This window comes from Methanospirillum hungatei (genome assembly GCF_019263745.1).
GTDB lineage: Archaea > Halobacteriota > Methanomicrobia > Methanomicrobiales > Methanospirillaceae > Methanospirillum > Methanospirillum purgamenti.
Genome location: NZ_CP077107.1, coordinates 308,747 through 327,808, shown reverse-complemented (window position 1 = coordinate 327,808; position 19,062 = coordinate 308,747). Strand labels below are relative to the sequence as shown.

25 protein-coding genes and 1 pseudogene are annotated in these 19,062 nt (G+C 42.8%); 15 read left to right on the top strand and 11 right to left on the bottom strand.

Annotated elements, in window-relative coordinates:
* Window positions 1–296: 296 nt before the first annotated feature.
* Together hgcC (KSK55_RS16790) and KSK55_RS16335 are read left to right on the top strand one after the other, a co-directional pair.
* A pseudogene (gene hgcC, locus KSK55_RS16790) lies at window positions 297–551 on the top strand (HgcAB-associated protein HgcC); the annotation flags it as partial.
* 82 nt (window positions 552–633) lie between these two features.
* Window positions 634–768 (top strand): hypothetical protein, encoded by a 135-nt coding sequence (locus tag KSK55_RS16335; RefSeq protein ID WP_256440610.1) that lies wholly within the window; start codon window positions 634–636, stop codon window positions 766–768.
* 32 nt (window positions 769–800) lie between these two features.
* Here the strand turns inward: KSK55_RS16335 and KSK55_RS16625 are convergent, their stop codons facing one another.
* Window positions 801–965: a GntT/GntP/DsdX family permease gene (locus tag KSK55_RS16625; RefSeq protein WP_372238731.1), complete on the bottom strand. Its 165-nt coding sequence runs from the start codon at window positions 963–965 to the stop codon at window positions 801–803.
* 262 nt (window positions 966–1,227) lie between these two features.
* Between KSK55_RS16625 and KSK55_RS01600 the strand changes: the two genes are divergently transcribed.
* The 7 genes from KSK55_RS01600 to KSK55_RS01570 all read left to right on the top strand — a co-directional run bounded on the left by KSK55_RS01600 (window position 1,228) and on the right by KSK55_RS01570 (window position 4,464).
* Window positions 1,228–1,416, top strand: coding sequence for a hypothetical protein (locus tag KSK55_RS01600; protein ID WP_218607912.1), 189 nt, complete (start codon window positions 1,228–1,230; stop codon window positions 1,414–1,416).
* Window positions 1,417–1,421: 5 nt separating this feature from the next.
* Complete coding sequence (locus KSK55_RS01595) at window positions 1,422–2,492, top strand: permease (protein WP_218607911.1); 1,071 nt, start codon at window positions 1,422–1,424, stop codon at window positions 2,490–2,492.
* Window positions 2,493–2,497: 5 nt separating this feature from the next.
* The gene (locus KSK55_RS01590) at window positions 2,498–2,746 is read left to right on the top strand and encodes a hypothetical protein (protein ID WP_218607910.1); all 249 of its coding nucleotides are present in this window, start codon (window positions 2,498–2,500) and stop codon (window positions 2,744–2,746) included.
* Window positions 2,747–2,859: 113 nt separating this feature from the next.
* Window positions 2,860–3,099, top strand: coding sequence for a thioredoxin family protein (locus KSK55_RS01585; RefSeq protein WP_214418644.1), 240 nt, complete (start codon window positions 2,860–2,862; stop codon window positions 3,097–3,099).
* On the top strand, window positions 3,099–3,566 hold the full coding sequence (locus KSK55_RS01580; protein ID WP_218607909.1) for a putative zinc-binding protein: 468 nt from the start codon (window positions 3,099–3,101) through the stop codon (window positions 3,564–3,566). Before KSK55_RS01585 ends, KSK55_RS01580 begins: the two co-directional genes overlap by 1 nt.
* Before the next feature lie 15 nt (window positions 3,567–3,581).
* Window positions 3,582–3,941, top strand: coding sequence for a putative zinc-binding protein (locus tag KSK55_RS01575; RefSeq protein WP_256664146.1), 360 nt, complete (start codon window positions 3,582–3,584; stop codon window positions 3,939–3,941).
* A 25-nt stretch (window positions 3,942–3,966) separates the two neighbouring features.
* Window positions 3,967–4,464 (top strand): nitrophenyl compound nitroreductase subunit ArsF family protein, encoded by a 498-nt coding sequence (locus tag KSK55_RS01570; protein ID WP_218607908.1) that lies wholly within the window; start codon window positions 3,967–3,969, stop codon window positions 4,462–4,464.
* Between the two features lie 232 nt (window positions 4,465–4,696).
* Here the strand turns inward: KSK55_RS01570 and KSK55_RS01565 are convergent, their stop codons facing one another.
* The 4 genes from KSK55_RS01565 to KSK55_RS01550 form a co-directional block, all read right to left on the bottom strand.
* On the bottom strand, window positions 4,697–5,461 hold the full coding sequence (locus KSK55_RS01565; protein WP_218607907.1) for an ABC transporter permease: 765 nt from the start codon (window positions 5,459–5,461) through the stop codon (window positions 4,697–4,699).
* Entirely contained in the window at window positions 5,458–6,387 is a 930-nt protein-coding gene (locus KSK55_RS01560; protein ID WP_218607906.1) for an ATP-binding cassette domain-containing protein, read from the bottom strand. The genes KSK55_RS01565 and KSK55_RS01560 overlap by 4 nt, the downstream gene beginning before the upstream one ends.
* An 85-nt stretch (window positions 6,388–6,472) precedes the next feature.
* Complete coding sequence (locus KSK55_RS01555; protein WP_218607905.1) at window positions 6,473–7,363, bottom strand: CARDB domain-containing protein; 891 nt, start codon at window positions 7,361–7,363, stop codon at window positions 6,473–6,475.
* A gap of 211 nt (window positions 7,364–7,574) precedes the next feature.
* Window positions 7,575–8,093, bottom strand: a complete 519-nt coding sequence (locus tag KSK55_RS01550; RefSeq protein WP_218607904.1) for a GNAT family N-acetyltransferase — start codon at window positions 8,091–8,093, stop codon at window positions 7,575–7,577.
* 191 nt (window positions 8,094–8,284) lie between these two features.
* On the opposite strand from KSK55_RS01550, the gene hgcC (KSK55_RS01545) reads away from it, so the two are divergent.
* The 3 genes from hgcC (KSK55_RS01545) to hgcB are packed head-to-tail and all read left to right on the top strand — an operon-like array spanning window position 8,285 to window position 9,926.
* Window positions 8,285–8,578: an HgcAB-associated protein HgcC gene (hgcC, locus tag KSK55_RS01545; RefSeq protein WP_218607903.1), complete on the top strand. Its 294-nt coding sequence runs from the start codon at window positions 8,285–8,287 to the stop codon at window positions 8,576–8,578.
* Window positions 8,578–9,585, top strand: coding sequence for a mercury methylation corrinoid protein HgcA (gene hgcA / locus KSK55_RS01540; protein WP_218607902.1), 1,008 nt, complete (start codon window positions 8,578–8,580; stop codon window positions 9,583–9,585). Before hgcC (KSK55_RS01545) ends, hgcA begins: the two co-directional genes overlap by 1 nt.
* Window positions 9,585–9,926, top strand: a complete 342-nt coding sequence (gene hgcB / locus KSK55_RS01535) for a mercury methylation ferredoxin HgcB (protein ID WP_218607901.1) — start codon at window positions 9,585–9,587, stop codon at window positions 9,924–9,926. The genes hgcA and hgcB overlap by 1 nt, the downstream gene beginning before the upstream one ends.
* 325 nt (window positions 9,927–10,251) lie before the next feature.
* On the opposite strand, the gene KSK55_RS01530 is transcribed toward hgcB, so the two are convergent.
* The 6 genes from KSK55_RS01530 to KSK55_RS01505 form a co-directional block, all read right to left on the bottom strand.
* Window positions 10,252–10,926 carry an RNA-binding protein gene (locus tag KSK55_RS01530; RefSeq protein WP_218607900.1) on the bottom strand — a complete coding sequence of 225 codons (675 nt, stop codon included), beginning with the start codon at window positions 10,924–10,926 and terminating at the stop codon, window positions 10,252–10,254.
* A gap of 3 nt (window positions 10,927–10,929) precedes the next feature.
* Entirely contained in the window at window positions 10,930–11,487 is a 558-nt protein-coding gene (locus tag KSK55_RS01525; protein WP_218607899.1) for an AAA family ATPase, read from the bottom strand.
* Window positions 11,488–11,577: 90 nt separating this feature from the next.
* A complete protein-coding gene (locus KSK55_RS01520) occupies window positions 11,578–11,868 on the bottom strand; it encodes a hypothetical protein (protein WP_218607898.1) in 291 nt (96 codons plus the stop codon).
* 119 nt (window positions 11,869–11,987) lie between these two features.
* On the bottom strand, window positions 11,988–15,179 hold the full coding sequence (locus KSK55_RS01515; RefSeq protein ID WP_218607897.1) for an LIM domain-containing protein: 3,192 nt from the start codon (window positions 15,177–15,179) through the stop codon (window positions 11,988–11,990).
* The gene (locus tag KSK55_RS01510) at window positions 15,176–15,442 is read right to left on the bottom strand and encodes a hypothetical protein (protein ID WP_218607896.1); all 267 of its coding nucleotides are present in this window, start codon (window positions 15,440–15,442) and stop codon (window positions 15,176–15,178) included. The genes KSK55_RS01515 and KSK55_RS01510 overlap by 4 nt, the downstream gene beginning before the upstream one ends.
* Window positions 15,439–15,771, bottom strand: coding sequence for a hypothetical protein (locus tag KSK55_RS01505; protein ID WP_218607895.1), 333 nt, complete (start codon window positions 15,769–15,771; stop codon window positions 15,439–15,441). Before KSK55_RS01505 ends, KSK55_RS01510 begins: the two co-directional genes overlap by 4 nt.
* A gap of 873 nt (window positions 15,772–16,644) precedes the next feature.
* Here KSK55_RS01505 and KSK55_RS01500 point away from each other — a divergent pair.
* Genes KSK55_RS01500 through KSK55_RS01490 form a run of 3 tightly spaced genes read left to right on the top strand, consistent with a single transcriptional unit; the run spans window position 16,645 to window position 18,528 of the window.
* Window positions 16,645–17,562 carry an ATP-binding protein gene (locus tag KSK55_RS01500; RefSeq protein ID WP_218607894.1) on the top strand — a complete coding sequence of 306 codons (918 nt, stop codon included), beginning with the start codon at window positions 16,645–16,647 and terminating at the stop codon, window positions 17,560–17,562.
* A gap of 10 nt (window positions 17,563–17,572) precedes the next feature.
* Window positions 17,573–17,920: an STAS-like domain-containing protein gene (locus KSK55_RS01495; protein ID WP_218607893.1), complete on the top strand. Its 348-nt coding sequence runs from the start codon at window positions 17,573–17,575 to the stop codon at window positions 17,918–17,920.
* Window positions 17,917–18,528: a PIN domain-containing protein gene (locus tag KSK55_RS01490; protein WP_218607892.1), complete on the top strand. Its 612-nt coding sequence runs from the start codon at window positions 17,917–17,919 to the stop codon at window positions 18,526–18,528. The genes KSK55_RS01495 and KSK55_RS01490 overlap by 4 nt, the downstream gene beginning before the upstream one ends.
* Window positions 18,529–19,062: the final 534 nt, after the last annotated feature.

Genomic DNA, 19,062 nt, shown 5'->3' with positions numbered 1-19,062 from the left:
TACGTTATCGGTCATTTGGGCACAGCACAGGAGCCCAATGTGGAGTTTGTAAAATGTCATGATATCTGGGGATACAGATGTGAAGATCTACTATGCAGTGCTACCGGCTAATTCCGGAATTTATGAGTGAAAAAAGGAAGGTGGATCAGCACCCCAGCCCATACACCATTGACAGAGAGCCACGATAATTACCACATGTAATTCAAATAAGAATGAAATTACTATTGACATGCTCGTTATTTATACATGCCTGTTTCATATTTGTTTGAACCACTCAGGAATTCAGCATGAACTAAAAAGGTACACAACCAGAGGTATCAACGGGTTCAGAATCTCAATCACCTAAGGTTGAGGCAATTCTTACTATTGATGCCAGGGGTCAGGTCCTCATCCCGAAAGATGTCAGAGAGCAGGCACAAATGAATGTTGGTGATAAACTCGCCCTTATCTCCAACAATCATTAAGGGAAGATCTGTTGTCTTTACCTGATTCCGGTGAATGATCTCTCCTCCAAGACAACTAAACTGATGCATCACATCCTATCTGAATAGAGAATTATCTGAACATCCATAATTCCTATCGAGGATCAGAAGGTTCAATAAAATTTTAGGTGCTCGGGGAGCAATACTATTCATGGCAGAAAAGAAAGGTTTCATGGAACGAATATTCGGTAAAAAAGATTCACCATGCTGTTGCTGTGGTCCGAAGATTGTTCCAAAAGAAGGTTCATGCTGTTCTTCCGAAGAGAAGAAAGAAGAGAAAGAATGATTCCTTTTTTTCATATTGGTTCATTCCATTTCTTATAATAGGGAAACAGGAAAGAGCAATTGAATTATCACCACCAAGATACACGTGGTAATCCCTATTACGATTTGGGGAAGCGTATAATAGGTGAATATCTTTTTTACCTCGTCACCTGTTTCCCGATGGAGCAGCCAGAAATACGGGTCGGTGACAAAACACATCACTCCGGCTCCTGCAATGATGAATAAAATAAGGATATCGGATTCATCAACGCGGGAATACTTGTTTCGGCGAGGAGTATAGCAATAGAAAAGATATGAGATATCTATATATCAGGTAGTTCTTTCAAAATGGAATTAAAAAATCCGCGCAGGCATTCCAAATTTATTTGAGATAGGTATTGTTATATAGTTCTAAGATCCACTTCAATAAATGTTGAAACACTCTGATGAGCAATCAGAGTACATTTGAGATGAACAAATCATGCCATTTATGATGCCATTCTTTGGATTTCCCATTTATTACATTATTGGGATAATGGTTGTTTTTGCAATCATTATGCTCCTGATGATGCTTATCATGCGAAGAGTGATCATGCGAGGAGGATGCTGCCCCTGTTGTTGTGGTCCTCGAAAAGATCAGAATGAACAAAAAAGAATGGAGAATCAGTGATATCGATGATCGATATTCTTACCGGAGCACTTTTTGTCGGGTGGACAATACTCCTAGCATATCTCACTGAACACGTAGTTACCTGTCTTATCCCTGCCTTTTTTATTGCCGGAGCCATTGCCGCTTTTGTAAAGAAAGATGCAATTCTAAAATACTTCAGTCCGGATGCAAAAAAGTCAGTCAGTTTTGGCATAGCCTCAGTATCCGGGACTGTCCTTGCGGTATGCAGTTGCACTATTCTCCCGATGTTTGCCGGAATTCTAAAAAAAGGGAGTGGTATTGGTCCCGCAATCACCTTCCTGTATGCCGGTCCGGCGATTAACATCCTTGCTATTGTCTACTCGGCAAAAGTCCTGGGTATTGATATCGGGATTGCCCGTGCTGTTTCTGCTATTCTTCTGTCAATTGTCATCGGTCTTATCATGACAATAATATTCAAAGAGCATGATAATGAAGTCCGTGCAAATGCCAAAAAGAATATTAGGATCTCTTCCAGCAGCGAAGAACGCCCAAAATGGATTATTCCAGCATTCTTCATCTTCCTGATTGCTATCCTGCTTGTTGGTACCTCACAACTAGACATCTTCATCCGGCTCCTTATTGTCTATTTCCTCTCCATGGCGGTTGCATTCCTGCTTATTTACTACTTTAGTCGGGATGAGGTGACGGAATGGGGGTATGAGATATGGGATCTGACAAAGAAGATCTTCCCGATCCTCGTTATCGGAACCTTCGCTCTCGGAGTACTCTCCTACTTTATCCCCCCAGAGACCTTTCAGCCATATATCGGGGACAATTCTCTCCTGGCAAACTTTACCGCTGCAGTTATCGGTGCAATTCTCTACATGCCAACCCTGCTTGAAGTGCCAGTTATCGGGACAACCCTTGGATATCTTTCCGGGAACATGGCGAAGGGACCAGCCCTTGCTCTTCTCCTGACCGGCCCATCCATCAGTCTGCCCAGTCTCATGGTTCTCACCCGGGTTATGGGAGCAAAAAAGACCGGAGTGTATGCCGTGCTTGTTGTTATCTTCTCTACATTAGCCGGATTTGTATTCGGAAACAGCGGGCTCTGATTTAAATGACTTTGTATAAACCCTGTTGTCCGGCGGATGCATTACGAAGGATAAAGATGATCCCGATTAACGGGATACCAACTGGTATCACTATGCTGAATGAGATAATCGCTGAAGTTAAGGAAATGAATCTCAATTCCGAGCAACAAATCAAAGAAACTCTGTTGAAAAGAGTAAAAGTGTACAATTACATCTCCAAAGGAGCAGAGGAGTTGTATATGAAAGCAATTATGGCAGAATATTACAAATCCTGAAGATAACTGCTGGAGTTCAACATCGTCAATCCCATGCAGGGACAAGATGTGTATCCCTCAAAACAAAAGATGATTATCTCATATAACAAAAGTATTTCAAATAAAGGTGAAATATGAAACTTGAAGTATTCGGAACCGGCTGCACAAAATGCAAACGAATGTATGACAATGTGACTGAAGCAGTGAAGAAATCCGGAATTGAGGCAGATATTGTAAAAGTTGAGGCACTTGAGGAGATTGTGAACAGAGGCGTGATGATGACTCCGTCTCTCTTCCTGGACGGCGAGGAGGTTGTTGCCGGCCGGGTTCCCACCGTCAACGAGATCATGGAAATTATTCAGGAGAGTGCATAATGGCAGAGCAGGCTCCATGCACCTGTGGAAGTAATGAGAAGAACCGACTTATATTCCCCTGCTCCGGACAGGCAAACACCGGACAGATATCAAATCAGGCTGCGATTCAGTTATCTGACGAGGGATATGGCAGTTTTGTCTGCACGGCTTTGCTTGCATCAGGATCAGAGTCTCTGGCTGAACGTGCCAAAGGGGTGCAGGAAGTCGTCGCAATCGATGGGTGCGGGATGGATTGTGCACGAAAGATCCTGGAGCAGGCAGGAGTTCCGGTTCATCAGCACCTCGTAATAACCGATCTTGGTATTGAAAAGAAGAGCGGTAACCGGTCATTTACTTCAGATGAAGTTGAGTCAATCGTCTCTGCTGCGTGGAAAGGGGAAGGAAAGCTGCAGGAGTCCAATTCCGGGGAGAAGAAATCCGATGGTTCAGGAGGCTGTGGCTGTGATTGTGGCGGAAAATGCGGTTAACCGTCCTCTTTTTTCATGATGCTCAATGATTCAGAAATTACCCTCATCACCTGTTCCGGGATCTCAAACACCGGAAAACTTACGGCAAAGGTTGGAGAGATACTCATCAGGCGATGTCCGGGTCAGATAGAAATGTGCCTTCCTGCAAGGGCACAGCCAGAGAAGATGCTGGATGCTCTTGCCCATGCTGAAAAGATCCTGGTGGTTGATGGGTGTTCTGACTGTTGCGGTAGGAAAAAACTCAAAGAACAGGGATATGATCCGGATATTCATATTATCGCAACCGAATGCGGTATTGTGAAGAACGGTATGGAAGAACCCCGATTTGATGAGATTGAACTACTAACATCCGTTGTCCGGGAAAAAATCAGGTAATATTCTCCTTGTTGTATCAATATTCATGCAAGCTCCAAGAAAGGATATCCTGATACCGCTCCTCCTTCTCGCAGTAATTACATTCATTATGATCTTTTCAGGTGGATGCGGGTGCAACCAGATTTTTACCGTAGAAAATCTCTCCCTTCAAAATTATAGCACAATTACATCAATTCCTTCTTCTGGGGTTCTTGAAGTATATCATTTTCATGAAACCAAGCAATGTTATTCCTGCCGGGTGCTTGGTGAACTGGCGAAAGAGACCATGAATACATCATTCATGCAGGAGATGGATGAAGGGAAGATCTTCTTCAGATCCGTGAATATTCAACTCCCGGAGAATGCGGAGATTGTATCCAGATTCGTGCCAACTTCATCCTCGCTCATGATTGGATACACGGATGAGGCAGGGTTTCATGCAGAGAACCAGATACAACTCTGGTATAAACTTGGAGATAAAATTGCATTTGGAGAGGAATTATCCGGTGTGATCAGAAAGAGACTGTCAACGGTTCATGCATGATATACAACTTGAAATCTTATTATCATCGCATTTTTCCCATTACCTGACCTCATAGATTTTTCCGGTTCATCGCTCATCCTCTATGGTCATCATATCATCTCTGGCCGATAGTACCATCAGGGGTTCCTCCGGCTGTTTTCCCAATCTCCGTTATCTGGCCTATGGTCGGAGCAGTGATAGTAGTACTACAGTATTCCAGATTTCCCCGGAGTAATCCGATATATTTCAGTTTTTACAATCTCGAAGGCATCAGTCTCTTATGTAGATACATCGACAGACCGGTCCCTGCAATAGTAAACAGAATAAGAACTACGAAATCAATGATGATTGGCAAGAAGTTCGAATTTGTAAATGAATATCGGACAATATCTACAATATAGGTCAGCGGAGAGAACCAGGCTAACATCTGTCCCCAGGGAGGCATCTGTTCAAGAGGAATGAATATTCCAGATATAAAAACCAGCGGGAATTTCACCAGGTTTGAAATCATCATTATGTTTGAAGGCGTATTGGTTGGCATTGCAGCAAACAACATACCAATCGCTGCAAAACACCAGGCTCCAATGATAATCACACTGAGGAGAATGAATCCATGCAGAAGTGATAGCCCAAGCACTATACCAATGATTACCGTAATAAAAGTGATGCCAATGGAAAATAGTGCTGATGCCACCATATCACCGAATATCATCGCTTCTACGGTTATCGGGGTTGATGCAAGTCGCTCAAGAGTTTTTGCCGATCCTTCCCAGGGAAATATCGCCGGAGATACTGCTGTTGCTGTAAAGAAGAGTGTCATTCCGACAAGTCCTGCAATAAGAAAAGACAAAGGGATCTGCCTGCTACCCATGAAAAAAGCAAGGAATAAAAATAATGGCATAATAATCCCAAAGATGAGGACCGGACCTTTCAAATAATAAATCCGGATATCCTTTTTTGTAATAGCCCATGCCCGTCGTATCTGTGAAGCAATCCCATAGGGATGTATCGGACTCATTTTTCTTCCTCTCTGGTAAGCCTTATGAATGCTTCATCCAGGGTTGGTGCCAGTGTATTGAGAGTGACGATTGCAGTGTTCTGCTCTATAGAATATGCTACAATCGACCGAATCGCTGCATCTTTATCTGAAACAATTATCTGCCATTTATCTCCGGTTTTTTCTGCCCTGATAATCCCGGGAAGATCTCCAGGTTCTATACTGGGAACGTCTTTTGCAAAACTCACTTCAATCCTGTGCTCTCGGTCTATTGCTGATTTAAGTTTTTCAGGTGCATCAAGCGCTATCATCTTCCCGGCCCTGATTATACCAACACGGTTACAGAGCTGGTTCGCTTCTTCCATATTATGGGTTGTTAAAAAGATGGTCATTCCGTTCCGGTTCAAATCCCGAAGCAGTGAGAGTATCATATGAGTGCTTTGCACATCCAGACCACTCGTAGGCTCATCAAGAAAGAGGAGTTCAGGCTCATGTATGAGTGACATTGCAAGGATAAGGCGCTGTTTCATCCCTTTTGAATACGCCTGTACCTTCTGGTCCTTTCGTTCAATTAATCCTACTAATGTTAATAATTCTTCTGTACGCCGTAATATTTTTGATTTTGGAAGATCATAGAGTTCTCCCATAAGGAACATATTCTGCTGTGCTGAGAGATCGATATACGCATTTGAAGTCTCCGGAACCACACCAAACCTCTGTTTTGCATAAACCGGACTTTTCATGACATCATATCCAAGAATCGTCGCAGTCCCGCTGTTAGAAGGAAGCACTCCGGTAAGCATTCGTGTGGTAGTGGTTTTTCCTGCACCGTTTTGTCCCAGAAATCCGAATATTTCTCCCTCGCTCACTTCGAAGGACACATGGTCCACTACAGTATTCTTCCCGAATTTTTTTGTAAGACAATCTGCCCGGATTACTACTGTCATAATGTCACATCATACATCTTTCCAGATCCCAAGAAGTATCATCCATCTTTATCTCTATTTCGGATCTTTCATGGAGATATTTATTTTAATTATTATGTGCTGCAGCCCAACATGCTGCACATCCTATGAACGAATCATCATCAGGTGTTGATAGAGAAATTTTTCCTCCGCTGGAATATGCATCTCCCTTTCCGGTGAGAAGATTTGGATCTAGTACCATGGTGAGATCATATGTGCCATAATCCAGATCTGAAGGAATACTATATGACAGAGTAAACGTTTTCTTTTCTCCATTCATCAATGGTGAAATCTGTGCCTCATTTGGGGTAAGCAATCTTTCTCCCAGATATGCATCTACCTGTACCGGTATAGGTGAAGTGTCATCTTCTCCCTGATTTTTTACAACAACTTCAGGTTTTATTAGCGAACCAGGAGACACCCACATATAATCTGATGAAACAATGATATCTTCTATAATATACTGGGGTTTACTTTTCGTCTCTATTGTATGGGAATTATACCATGAATCTATTTCAGCAGGCTCTTTTGAAGAAACAGCATACTCTAGAGGTTTAGGAGGAGAAATATATGGAGAACACAATGTCGGAAATTTATCATTCATATTTGTTGCTGCCTGCACGGTAATATTTTCAGAGGTTAAACCAAGGGGAATGTGTCCGTACAATGATATTCCTACATGAGAATCAGGATCAGGGATCATCTGTCCCCAACCGATCAAGGGAGCATCGGAACATGATACATCATGAACGAATAATCCGACGGTTATTGGTCTGATACTTGTCTGAACACTTTCCGGGAGAGTGATATGTGCAATTATCATGCCATCATCAAGTTTTAACCCATCAATATTCAGAACTTCTGATTGTTCTGTTTCAAACGCCAAAACAGAATGCGAACTACCAATAAGAAATATCAGAATAACTATAGTAATCCGGGAATAAGAGATAGAAATCATATATATTGAACTCCATGTCTGGTGCATGAAGCACCTCAGACTATTTTGAACATCTCACCCATAAGAAGTTGCTTCTTTCGACTAAAAAAATCAGGATGTAAGTTTCTCATATAATCCGGATAGAGTTTGATTATACATCATTCTGATGGTCTCTTCATGATCGGCAAGGGGTTTTACTGGAACAAGATCCATGACTGCTTCCGGAGATTTGTTACTCCTGATTCAATATTTTACCCAGGATTATGAGATCCACATAGATACCGTCAATAAAAAATGCTTCTTTCTTTTTCCCTTCCGGTTCAAATCCAAGATGTTCATACAACCGGATAGCACGGGGATTGGTATCAGCCACCATACATTCCATTCGTCGATATGCCTTCCTCCTGACTTCTTCCTCCAAAAATTGTATGGTTTTTGTACCGATTCCTTTCCCCCAGTATCCAGGTTCAATATAGAGGAAAAAAGTCGCCGAATGAGAAAGTCTGGTCCCTGGAGGCTGTACATAATACCCAGCTCCACCGATTATCCGGTCACCGGTATGAATCCCCCAGAGGGAGACAATCCCATTCTGGATATACTGCCACAGGGCTATTGTCGTTTCCATCGGTACCGGCGGGATCGTCTCAAAATGTTCGGCAATCTCCGGGATATTGGACAATTCATTAATTCTGCCAAGTTCTGACTCCTGAATCGGTAAGAATTGAATAGAAAGAGAAGAGGTATTGAACATGATAATTTATACGTTTTATTTGTAAAAAAACGGTTCCTATTCAAGATCCTAATACGATGAAATAATTTTTTGCTAATTGTGTCGCATTTAAACAACTGAAAGGATATATCCGAAAAAGAAAATTATTCAGAATAATTTGAATTTTCTGATAACATTAAATATTCTGAAAACCTACATTGTAGGCAGATTATATGGGAAAACTAAAAAAATCCGAAATAATTACTGCAGACGAGATGAGATGCAGTTGTGGCCCAAAGAGCAGTTGCACGGTGGAATCCATTCTTACCATCGATGATAGGGGTCAGATGGTCCTGCCAAAAGATGTCAGAGAACGAGCAGGCATCAAACCTGGTGACAAACTGGCTCTTATCAGCTGGGAAAAAGAAGGGAGCATCTGCTGTCTGGCCCTCATGAAGACAGAGAACCTGAGTGGTATGGTGAAAGAAGTTCTCAGTCCAATTCTAAACGATACCGGAGCAGAATAATGGAATCGTCTTGTTGTTGTTCCTGTTCTGTACCAATACCGCCTGTCACGAGTGAAATCACCACTGCTAACCGGATTGATCATCTCCTTGCACGATGGGGATATAATCGGTCAGGACACCGGGTAACACCCGGGCTGTACCACCTTGGCAATCCCAATGCTGACTCACCGGTCTTTGCATCTGCCAACTATACGCTCAGTTTTGATGCACTCCGCTCAAACCTCAGAGGGTTGGATGCATACATCCTTGTTCTGGATACCAAGGGAATTAATGTTTGGTGTGCAGCAGGAAAAGGGACGTTTGGTACGGATGAACTGGTCAAGAGAATTGAATTAACCGGCCTTGGACAGGTTGTATCACACCGCACGATCATCGTTCCCGAGCTCGGAGCACCTGGGATTGCTGCTCATGAAGTGAAACGAAGGAGTGGATTTTTAGTTCAATATGGTCCGGTTCGAGCTGCTGATCTCCCTGAATATCTGAAGATGGGAAAATTAACTCCTGAAATGCGTAGGGTTACCTTTCCGATGAAGGACCGTCTTGTTCTGGCACCAATGGAGCTTGTCCATATTGCTCTGCCGGCGGTAATTGTAACGTTTATTCTCTGGTTTTTAGCTGGATATATTGCTGCTCTAGCCGCAATTACTGCAGTCCTTGCCGGTACAGTCCTGTTCCCTCTTCTATTACCTTTCCTTCCGACCAGAGATTTCTCAACGAAAGGGCTGATTTTAGGAGGAATTGTTGCTATTCCTTTCTCAATCACATATGCAGGTACTTCTGGTCTTCCTGAATGGGCATTATATGCCGGTGCTACTGTCCCTCTCCTGATTATGCCCCCGGTTGTTGGATATCTGGGCCTGAATTTCACCGGATCAACTCCCTTTACGTCACGAACCGGAGTAAAAAAGGAGATATTCCAATATATCCCAATTCTAGCCACAATGACTGCTTGTGGAATAATTATTGGGATTGCTCTCGGGATATCCCGTTTGATGGAGGTGATCTGATGTTTAATTCGTATATTGAAAATACGCTAGAATTTCATGAAGAGAAATGTATCAACTGTAAACGCTGCACAGAGGTCTGTCCACACGGTGTTTTTGCTGAAGCAGGCGGCCGGGTAAAACTTTCAGAACCGAAAAGGTGTATGGAATGTGGTGCCTGTGCCCTGAACTGTCCGGTCCAGGCAATTGATGTTGAAAGCGGTGTTGGGTGTGCCTGGGCGATGATTAGTGCCGCTTTACGGGGAAAGGATATGGATAGCGGAGAGTGCAGTTGTGGTGGTGGGGCTGGATCTTGCTGTGGCGGTGAGACAGAAGGGTCCTCATGTGGATGTGGAGAGGGATGAACCTTACCCAGAACTGTGGGATGAGACCTATGCATATTTCGTGAAGAATTGAAATGCAATTACTGGAATGAAGACGTAACGGTTGATGATTTCACTTCTGTCGCATTTGAGAAATATGGAGTCTCGTTTCTTTTCAGCATATTCCTGCAATGATTTGTCCGGTGTGTAATGAAGAGTATATATTAGAGATTCAGATCAAAATAGAAATACATCAATTTTCCTTCTTTTCCGGTTACTATTCAGGTGGTCTGAGCGCTCTCCTCGAAAATTTTTATTTTATCTTTGGTGAGATCGGAAAAATGTTAGACGAAAATCCCTTTATTTTTTAATATTTTTCCGGTTTATATTTTGACTTCGAAGATCTCTTTTCCTTCACCCAGGTTGGCACTCTGGATTTTTTTTGCGGTTTTAAGGGTTTTGCCTCAGATATTTGTTGTTTTTCAGGTTTTCCTGATTCCTTTTTAGTGGATCTACCCTCCGGAGTTGTAAAAACTGGTTTTTTTTGAGAATTTTTTTTGTCAGATGCTGGAGTGGATTGAGAACGGTTCTGATCAGATGGGATTTTTTTTCTGATATCTCCTTCAGGCCTGGAACGTTCCGGGCGAATAGGACTTCGTGATTCCCCGGGACCATTACGATTTTTCCACTCCGGTTTTGGAGATCTTCTTTCTTCTCCGGGAGGTGATGAATATGTTCTCCTTCCAGAGTCAGGTGCAGGTCTGTTTTCTCGGAAATCCTGTGCTTTATCTGATTTATTATCTGACCGGCGTGTTCCTGGAACCCCATCAATGAGAAGTTTTCTCCCCTCAAATACCGATTCGCTCAAGGTTGTTTGAATTTTTTTCGCCTGCTCCTCAGATCCCATCTCAACAAATGCGTAACCCTTGCCTTCCATCACTTTAACATCAATAACAGTACCATAGGTTGCTAAAAAGGAACGTAATTTATCGGCTGTTACTGAATAGTTAAGATTTCCAATGAATAATTTTCTTTTTTTCATAATTCATCCAATTGTTTTCATGATCCGAAAAAGGAAAACCAGATCTCTCATTCCCTGCATGAGGTTGATATTCGCTATATTATCAAGAGTCGGTCTGTCGTCCTCATCGATGAGAATAACTACCTGTTTTCCGGGTTTTTTTATATTTTTTGGTATAAGCGAGAGCAGTCGATCTCCAGGATCTCCAAAGCTTTTCTCTATCGCATAGTATTCTTCCCACTTGTCAATAATGCTGGTCAATCTAATGATAAGATCAGAGATATGACTCAGTGCCCCTCCTGCAAAATCAATCCGAAGGACTGGATATGTTATTGTAAAGTCCCATTCTGCTTCAGGGGAATCGAGGTATAGCCCGGAGAAGAATTCTTTTCTTCCGGAAAATGTACAATCAAGCGAATCGATAAAGAGACTTTTTCCAAACGGTTTTGGGCGGGAAAGAAAATAATATTTCCCTTTTGCGACCATATATGAGATAAACCAGGTTTTATCGACATATGCATATCCTCCGGTTCTCATCTCTGAAAATGACTGGATTCGAATTGGAAGCTTTGGAGGGGGCATAGTAAATTTTGTTAATAGTATAAGAGGTGGGAGATTACATCTTTCTTCCGAATGTATGATTTTTCACACAATAAGATCACGATTGAAATTTTACTCCATTTCTTCCATTTCCCGCCACAATGCTGCCTTCTTCTTCGGCCAGTCACGGATCATACCTCTTACCTGTTTTGCTAACACAACCAATCTCAAACCCTGAACTACAAACCGTACTGATTTACCAGAACTGGAGAGTTTTAACCGTTCCACTGGTCCCATCCCGGCCAGAGTGAGGAGAATATCTGATTGGTGGATTCTTCCAATCTCCCCTGATCCGTCTTTCATAATACGTATCCATCCTTCTTCACCAGCAAGAAGTCTTCCAACTTTAACGTATTGACTCATACAAGCACCTCTTGTTTCTCCTGAATAACACACATAATCAACGGACCAGATATTCTCCATCCGATTCCTGTGCATCTATTGTCAAGAAAAATTCTTCTCCATCGGATCGATTAAAAAACTCATGATATTATTCTTGATTTATCTTGTTCACGTGTGTAACAAACCTGGCATATCTTTTGTTTTGTATCAGGATCAATCCATATTGCAGCACCAGTATTACACACATCACACCGGCCAAGGTCTTTGTTTGCCATTATCATATGATTGATGTTTAAGAGACCGGGAAGGGCCGTGTAGGTTCCACTTTTTCTCAACCTCGCCCGATCATAACATTTCTGACAGATTTTATGTGAAAACCGTCCTTCAGCTTTCATGTGTGGGGAGAATTTCTCGGTATAATGAACCCACTTTCCGCCACATACTGCACAGGGTCCACTCCACACTCCATTGATACGACCATAGTCATCAGGGTCGATAAACAGATGGGTGACTGCTGTGACTGGAGTGACTGGAGAAAAAACCGGCTGATCGGAGAAGACCGGAGAAATTTTTTCACCAGGACTTTTTTCTTCCAATTCACGAACGGAGTCCAGAATGGTTTTAGTATCCACCTTTTCATCTGACTGGAGAAAACTTCCAGGGGAAGAGAGAGGTCCATACAGTGGGTTATGAGGTTTCTCTGCACCCGGATTTTTTCTCCGGTCATAATAAAATCTATTATTATTCTTATTATTCTGAGAATACTCTTCATTCTGCTCTTCTTTTGGTGGAGAAAATTTTTCTCCAGTGGCCCGCTGACGTTCTCCGGTCTCTCCGGTAATCAGATCTGGTTTACCTGATTCAGTGTCAGGTTGAGCATCAACCGTATCGGTATTCTGCGAGATATTTTCAGTAAGATCTCCATCTTCATCATTATCTTCATTGTCGTTTCTATTGTCGTTTCCATTTCCATCCCTGGATAACCAGCATCCCCCACCGGCTGACCAGATCTGATAGAGTACTTCGTTCCAGATATACACGAGTTGGGACCTGTTTCCGGTATCGGTCATATCTGTCCGGTACAGGTAGGTAATGGCCGGACATTTTTCAAGTAAACCGTTATGTGAACTTTTTTCACCACTCCCTCTGATGAGTTTCCGGATAGATTCATATGACTTATTGGTCAGGTCCTGGAGTTCCTTCATGGTATACTCACCTCTTCCTGCTTTCCGAATGCTCTCAATCAGTAAGGACTCGCTCTTAGTCAGTTTTGTACTCTGACCCCCGGACACACTGTTTAATGCCTGGTAGATCTGATTTGCAAAGTAGAAATCCTCTTCAGTTGCAATTACAACATCAACATTGCTCCGTTGGACCTTCTGACGTTGATACTGATGAAGAGCTGTATGTGACTTTATCAGGTCGAGGAGCATCCCAGGATTTCTCCGATTTGTCGAAGAGGTAAATCGTATTCGTTTTGCGAATGGAATGACGACATGCACTGGTTTTACTTGTTTCCAGATCTCATGACAGACCAGGACTTCTTCGCGTGTTTCGGTAAAAATTTCCGGAAATTCTTCAGCAGCGGCGAGTTCCCGTGCAAGGACTTTCTCATCCTGTTCTGATGAATCATCTATCCAGCAGGTGAGCATCCTATTCCATACTTGATCATCACCGGTACCATTTACTTTTGCAACCCACCAGACACACCGTTCAGGAATTATACAGACTTGTCCTTTCCGATCTTTATTCACTGTCCGGTACACAAACGGTTTCTTAAATGAGGTGGTGACTCCCTTGAGTGTCTCCTGCATTGCTTCGGAGAGGGTCACATCATCAAGACAGATAGCTGTCCCGGGTTTCAGTCCTTCGGTATAATAGAGGGCTTTATCAGAGAGTCGTCCGTCAAGGCGTTCTTCAGGTGGAACATGCTGAATCATCGTGTCAAAGATGTGGCTTTTTCCTTTTCCTGATTCTCCGGTAACAAGAACATGCAGACCGTTTGAGTTGAGGACAGATCTTGATGCAAAGGACATGATAAGACAGGATGCAACCACATCATCGCCTTCATGATCTACTGCGATTGATTTTTTGAGGTACGCAACTGGATCGCCGTTTTGAATTATCTCTGTTGCTTTTTCTGGTATGTCACATGGAGAGGTATTGAATGTGGTGTTTGAGTTATGAGATTCTGGATCAGGTGCCGGTATGGATGTGGATTTTCTCTCTGAAGGGCATCGTTCTGGAATGTTTCCATAGTATTCTGCTTTTGCTTTTGCTCTCTCTCGTGCCTGTTGTTTGAGCCGGCTTTCATAGTCTTGTTTTGGCTGTGGTCCGTCAAACCGTTCCCGAAGTTCAGACCATCGCTGCTCTCCACCGCCACAGGAATTATGATGACATCCAGCAAATATGGCTCCATTATCAAATTGAATAGCGTATGCTCCGTCAGCATGGGCGGATGAGAACGGACACTGGTCAAAGAGAAAGAGTCTGCCGTTTCCGTATGGTTTTTCCCGGTAGAAGAGACCATGAATGGATAGCCAGATCCCAAGGTCCAGGATGTCACTTTGTTTTCGAGAGGGAGTCCTGACAGGTTCAGGTGGAGATGGGAGGAGAGATGCGAGCTGAACGAGTAATTCCCGCCCCACGATATCCACATTCTCTGGTGATGAGAGAATCCGGGATCGCCTATGAGGGCGGTCCAAAACTGAATCCCCCTTCTTTGCCATCGTTCCGTAGAGTTTCCAGAGTTGGGCTGCTTTTGAGACTGAGATATCTACTCCGGATTTTTCATCAGAAAAGAATGCAGAAAGGACGGTGAGAGCCTGCTTGATGAGATTGGCTGAATCAGGATCATTTGGGAGGTCTATGTGGTAGAGAAGATGAGCTCCATTGCCTGAGTCTGCAGAGATCGGATCAGGCCATCCCATTTCGCTGAGAAAGCCCCTGATCTTTTCTGCTTTCCGTAGGGCCTCATTATGTTCCTCATCAGATGAAGAAATTCCAGACGGCCGGACGGGATCGATATCGATAGGAAACCACCATCGATGCATGATATCCTCGTCACTTGTGGCTTTTTCATCCTTTGAAAGCCTCATCTCGATTCGGTTTGCTCTCCGGGAGAAGAGGACCGGGTTTATCTTGTTCAGGATGATGTACATCCCGACTAAATCTTTTGTAGAATCGAGGATTTCTGCATCATGTGCAAGTTTTGAATAATCGGTATAATATCCGGATGCCATCCCTCCGGCTTTTCGAAGAGCCCGAAGTTCTACAACCGATCCAGGCGGAAAGAGAAGAGAGAGGGTTTGGGCTATCTCCTCCCGACTCATGATGACTCCTTTTTGCTATGGAGATTCCAGACAAAGTTTCTTTTTTTGAACCGGCTGCAATTATTCCAGAGTTCATACCGGTCATTCATGATCCGGGAGATCATATTCCTTCGTGATTTTTGTGACCGTCTGGAAAGAATTGGAAAGAGGGAAGGATCTGAAAGGATGTGATCTTCGATATGTCTCTGAGAAACAAGACCTGTTTTCTCACCGATTATCTCGGTCACAACATAGATGATCTCATCCATAGCGTGGATACTCATGCAAATCTCCCGGTTATGGAAATGGCTCCTCCAGGCAGGACTGAATACCGGTGCCATTCATGAGACTGGGCAATCCATACCTGAATCTCTCCGGGAAACAGCCGTCTTCTGACTATTTCAGAGAGTTTTTGAACAAGTGACGGAAAGTGGTTTATTCCTTCGCTTCGTGTTGTCCTGACGACGATGCCAAGGATTTTTTCCTGTTTCCATGCGATGATGTCAAACCATCGGGTTTTCCCTGATATTCGTTCTGGAGTATACCCAAAAGAAGTAAGCATGGCACAGGCTGCATGGATTGAAACCCGGCAGGCCCGTGAGAGTTCAGCCACAAAACCACCTTCCGGAGAAGAAGTGAATAATCTGGGTTTTGGTGTTTTGGTATGAGAAAGTAGATGAAAGAACAGGATCTAATAACCTGTTTAACCCCGCTGCGATCCACAGTTTTCCAGACAGGTAGATTCTGCGGGGGTTTCTTTCTTTTTCGGTTAATCTTTCGTATAACTCATAGATGGTTCCTAAGACTGTTATGGTTTCACCTGCCCGGCGTACTCATGCCGAGCCTTCAAATGTCTGAAAATATCAGTAATAATTCCCACCTTTCCTATGTAGTCTGATGACCGAAATCCTTTAAACTGAGTAAGGAGATCCGGACTTGTCAGACGTTAAAGATGCGCAATTTCCGGATTCATAGGGCTGATTTAAGGTTTTATGCGTGATATATGGATTTATATGGGGAGGAAACGGTATGCATGGATCACCTCATTAGGATGATTCGAACTTGTGGATTTCTCCTTAAATACCTGGAAAGTTATATGAGAATTTTTTGCGCTGTGAGTTATATTACGAGATTTCGGATTTTCCTGCGCCATACGTGCCGCAAGGGTGGATTATATGTTCGGGAGGATTGTGAGGGGGAGAATGTGGGGACGCATACGAAGAGGGTTGATGGAGAGTGAGGGGAGATGAGGGTGATTGTGATGAACCGGGGAGGGAAGGAAAAGTGTTAGAGGAGTAATTGACGTTGAACAAGTCATCTTTTAGGTCATGACACTTGAGATTCGCAGTGAGTGAGTCATATGAACTGTTATAAGATGTAGCCTTGATTAAAACGGGTTCAAGAGCCACATCTGAAAAAGTGTTGGAAATTGTGATATTCATTCATTGGTAACTTAATAAGGACCAGTAAAAATTCGTTTTATCGCATGACAGTATCATTATTTTCTTTCAGTCCCCCGGAAAAAATCTCGATACCCACATTAAACGATCATCATCCGGACTTTGATTACCTATTCTCTCTCTCAAAAAAATATCGGGATTTTTCAGGTCACATACTTTTCACATTTGATCGTTGTTTATTTATCCGTCATAATGCTGTAGCGGTTTTGGGAGGATTGGTTACTCATATTAAAAGAAATGGTGGTCGGGTTGAGCTTAACATTCCATCAATGAAGAGAAATGTTCATACAAACCTGGCCCAAAATGGATTTTTATCGTTCTGTGGATATGATGAACCGAAATGGCAAGGAAATGCTGTTTCCATTCAAAATTTTGAAAAAACTGATCAGGATGCAATTATCTATTATTTACACGAAGAGTGGCTTTTGCGATCCTGGCTCTCCATTAGTCCCCGCTTACTGGACGAGATTGTTGGGGCAGTATGGGAAATATTCACGAATGCTTTTGAGCATAGTGAAACCCAGCATGGGATATTTACCTGTGGCCAAAAGTATCCAATTCTGAATGAACTCAATCTTACCCTGGTTGATTTTGGTGTTGGTATTCCGGTCAATGTTCGAAGATACGCTATCCAAAAGGGACGTGATATTGATAGTATCACTTCCGATAAGGCATTACAATGGGCATTTACGAAAGGGAGTTCTACGAAGAAAGGGAAGAGAAATGCCGGAGTCGGTCTTGATCTCCTGAAAGAGTTCATCCGGTTAAACAAAGGAACTCTTGAGTTTTACAGTAATGATGGCTATGTCTTTATAGGAAATGACAAAGAGATCTATGAATCAGGATTACCGGAGTTTGAAGGTACAGTTATCAACCTGATGCTCCGGTGTGATGAGAAATACTATCATTTTTCAGATGAAACAATTGATGATATCTGGGCATGAGGTGAGAATTATGAATATTAAAGTTATTACCCTTACCGGTGAACACTGTATTTCGGTGGATGATGGGCAAAAAATATTTGATCTAGTCCATCCGGTCCTTGAAAAGGGAGAAGACGTTACGCTTGACTTCACAGATATTCATATCTGTGCATCACCTTTCTTTAATACCGCAATAGGACAGTTGCTCAAAGATATTCCAATTGAGCAGTTACAGGGCCATTTGAAATTTGTCAATCTTTCACCGTATGGGAACCAGGTGGCAAAGAAAGTTATTTCGAATGCTAAGGAGTATTATTCGAATCCAAGTCTGCAAAAGGCAATTGATGACACTCTTCTAGGGATTGCGGAGAGTGCGTGAGTTCTCGAAAATATATTGTTGTGTCACAGATTGTTGACATCAACCGGTATGATCCTCACCCGGAGGACTCTTTTTTTGTCGATACGAATGTCTGGTTCTGGGTAGCATCCCAGATTGCCGGTCAGGGGCTTCCCAGGTACAGGGGAAAACAGATCAAAAACTATCCCGATTTTATTAAGAAGGTTCTGAATGTGAAGGGGACACTCTATCGTTCTGAATTATCGTTTTCTGAACTGAGCAACCTGATTGAACGAACTGAGTATGATATCTTTAAGAGGGAAACGGGAATTGATATCTCTCCGAAAGCCTATCGTCATGAGTATGCTCATCGACGTCCGGGTGTTATTGAAGAGATTGAACTAGCCTGGAGTCAGGTTGAGGCTATGTCGGTTTCGATTCCGGTTCATTTAACTTCAGATTTTACCCATAAAGTCATTGAACGAATGGGGAGTCATAAACTGGATGCATATGATGCTTGTATGGTAGAGTCGCTACATGCTGAAGGGATTCCTCTCCAGATCATTAGTGATGATGCTGATTTCTCTTCAGTCGGGGATGTTACTTTGTTTACGGCGAATAGTGGAGTTTTGGATAGTGTTAATGGTTAAATAATAAAAATATCACTCACAAACTAAATTTGTCACCCTGAAATCCTGTTTACTCCGAACTCTTCGGTTAGAGGTATCATTAGAAAGTTCGGTCTGAATCACTCTGTCCTGAGTAATTCATTTACCCCGGCCGGACTGACTGATGGTACATTAGTCCGGGGGAGATTTCCATCGTTGCCAACTTCCAATCTTTTTTAGATAACGGCCATATTCATTGAGAACAAATCGGCTACGTAGGTATGCTCCTAGCCTAATACCGTAGAGGATATTTAGGAAGTTCGGTTATATGTTCTCTATATCACATATTGCTCACGTTCCGCTCCCTTGGGTAAATCTCAATGAATTTTTGAGTTCGTCCTTTTTGTGTGACCTCACTGTATCTTTAAAATTCCTATTGAAGAAATAATTTAGGCTTTTTTAGCCAAGGGCGCGTAATGTGAATTATAATCTGAATATCCTCAATCCCAGTCCTCTATAAGTATTGAGAATTGTTCGGATATGAGTTAACTCTCCGGCTCGCTGTAGTCGCCCGGT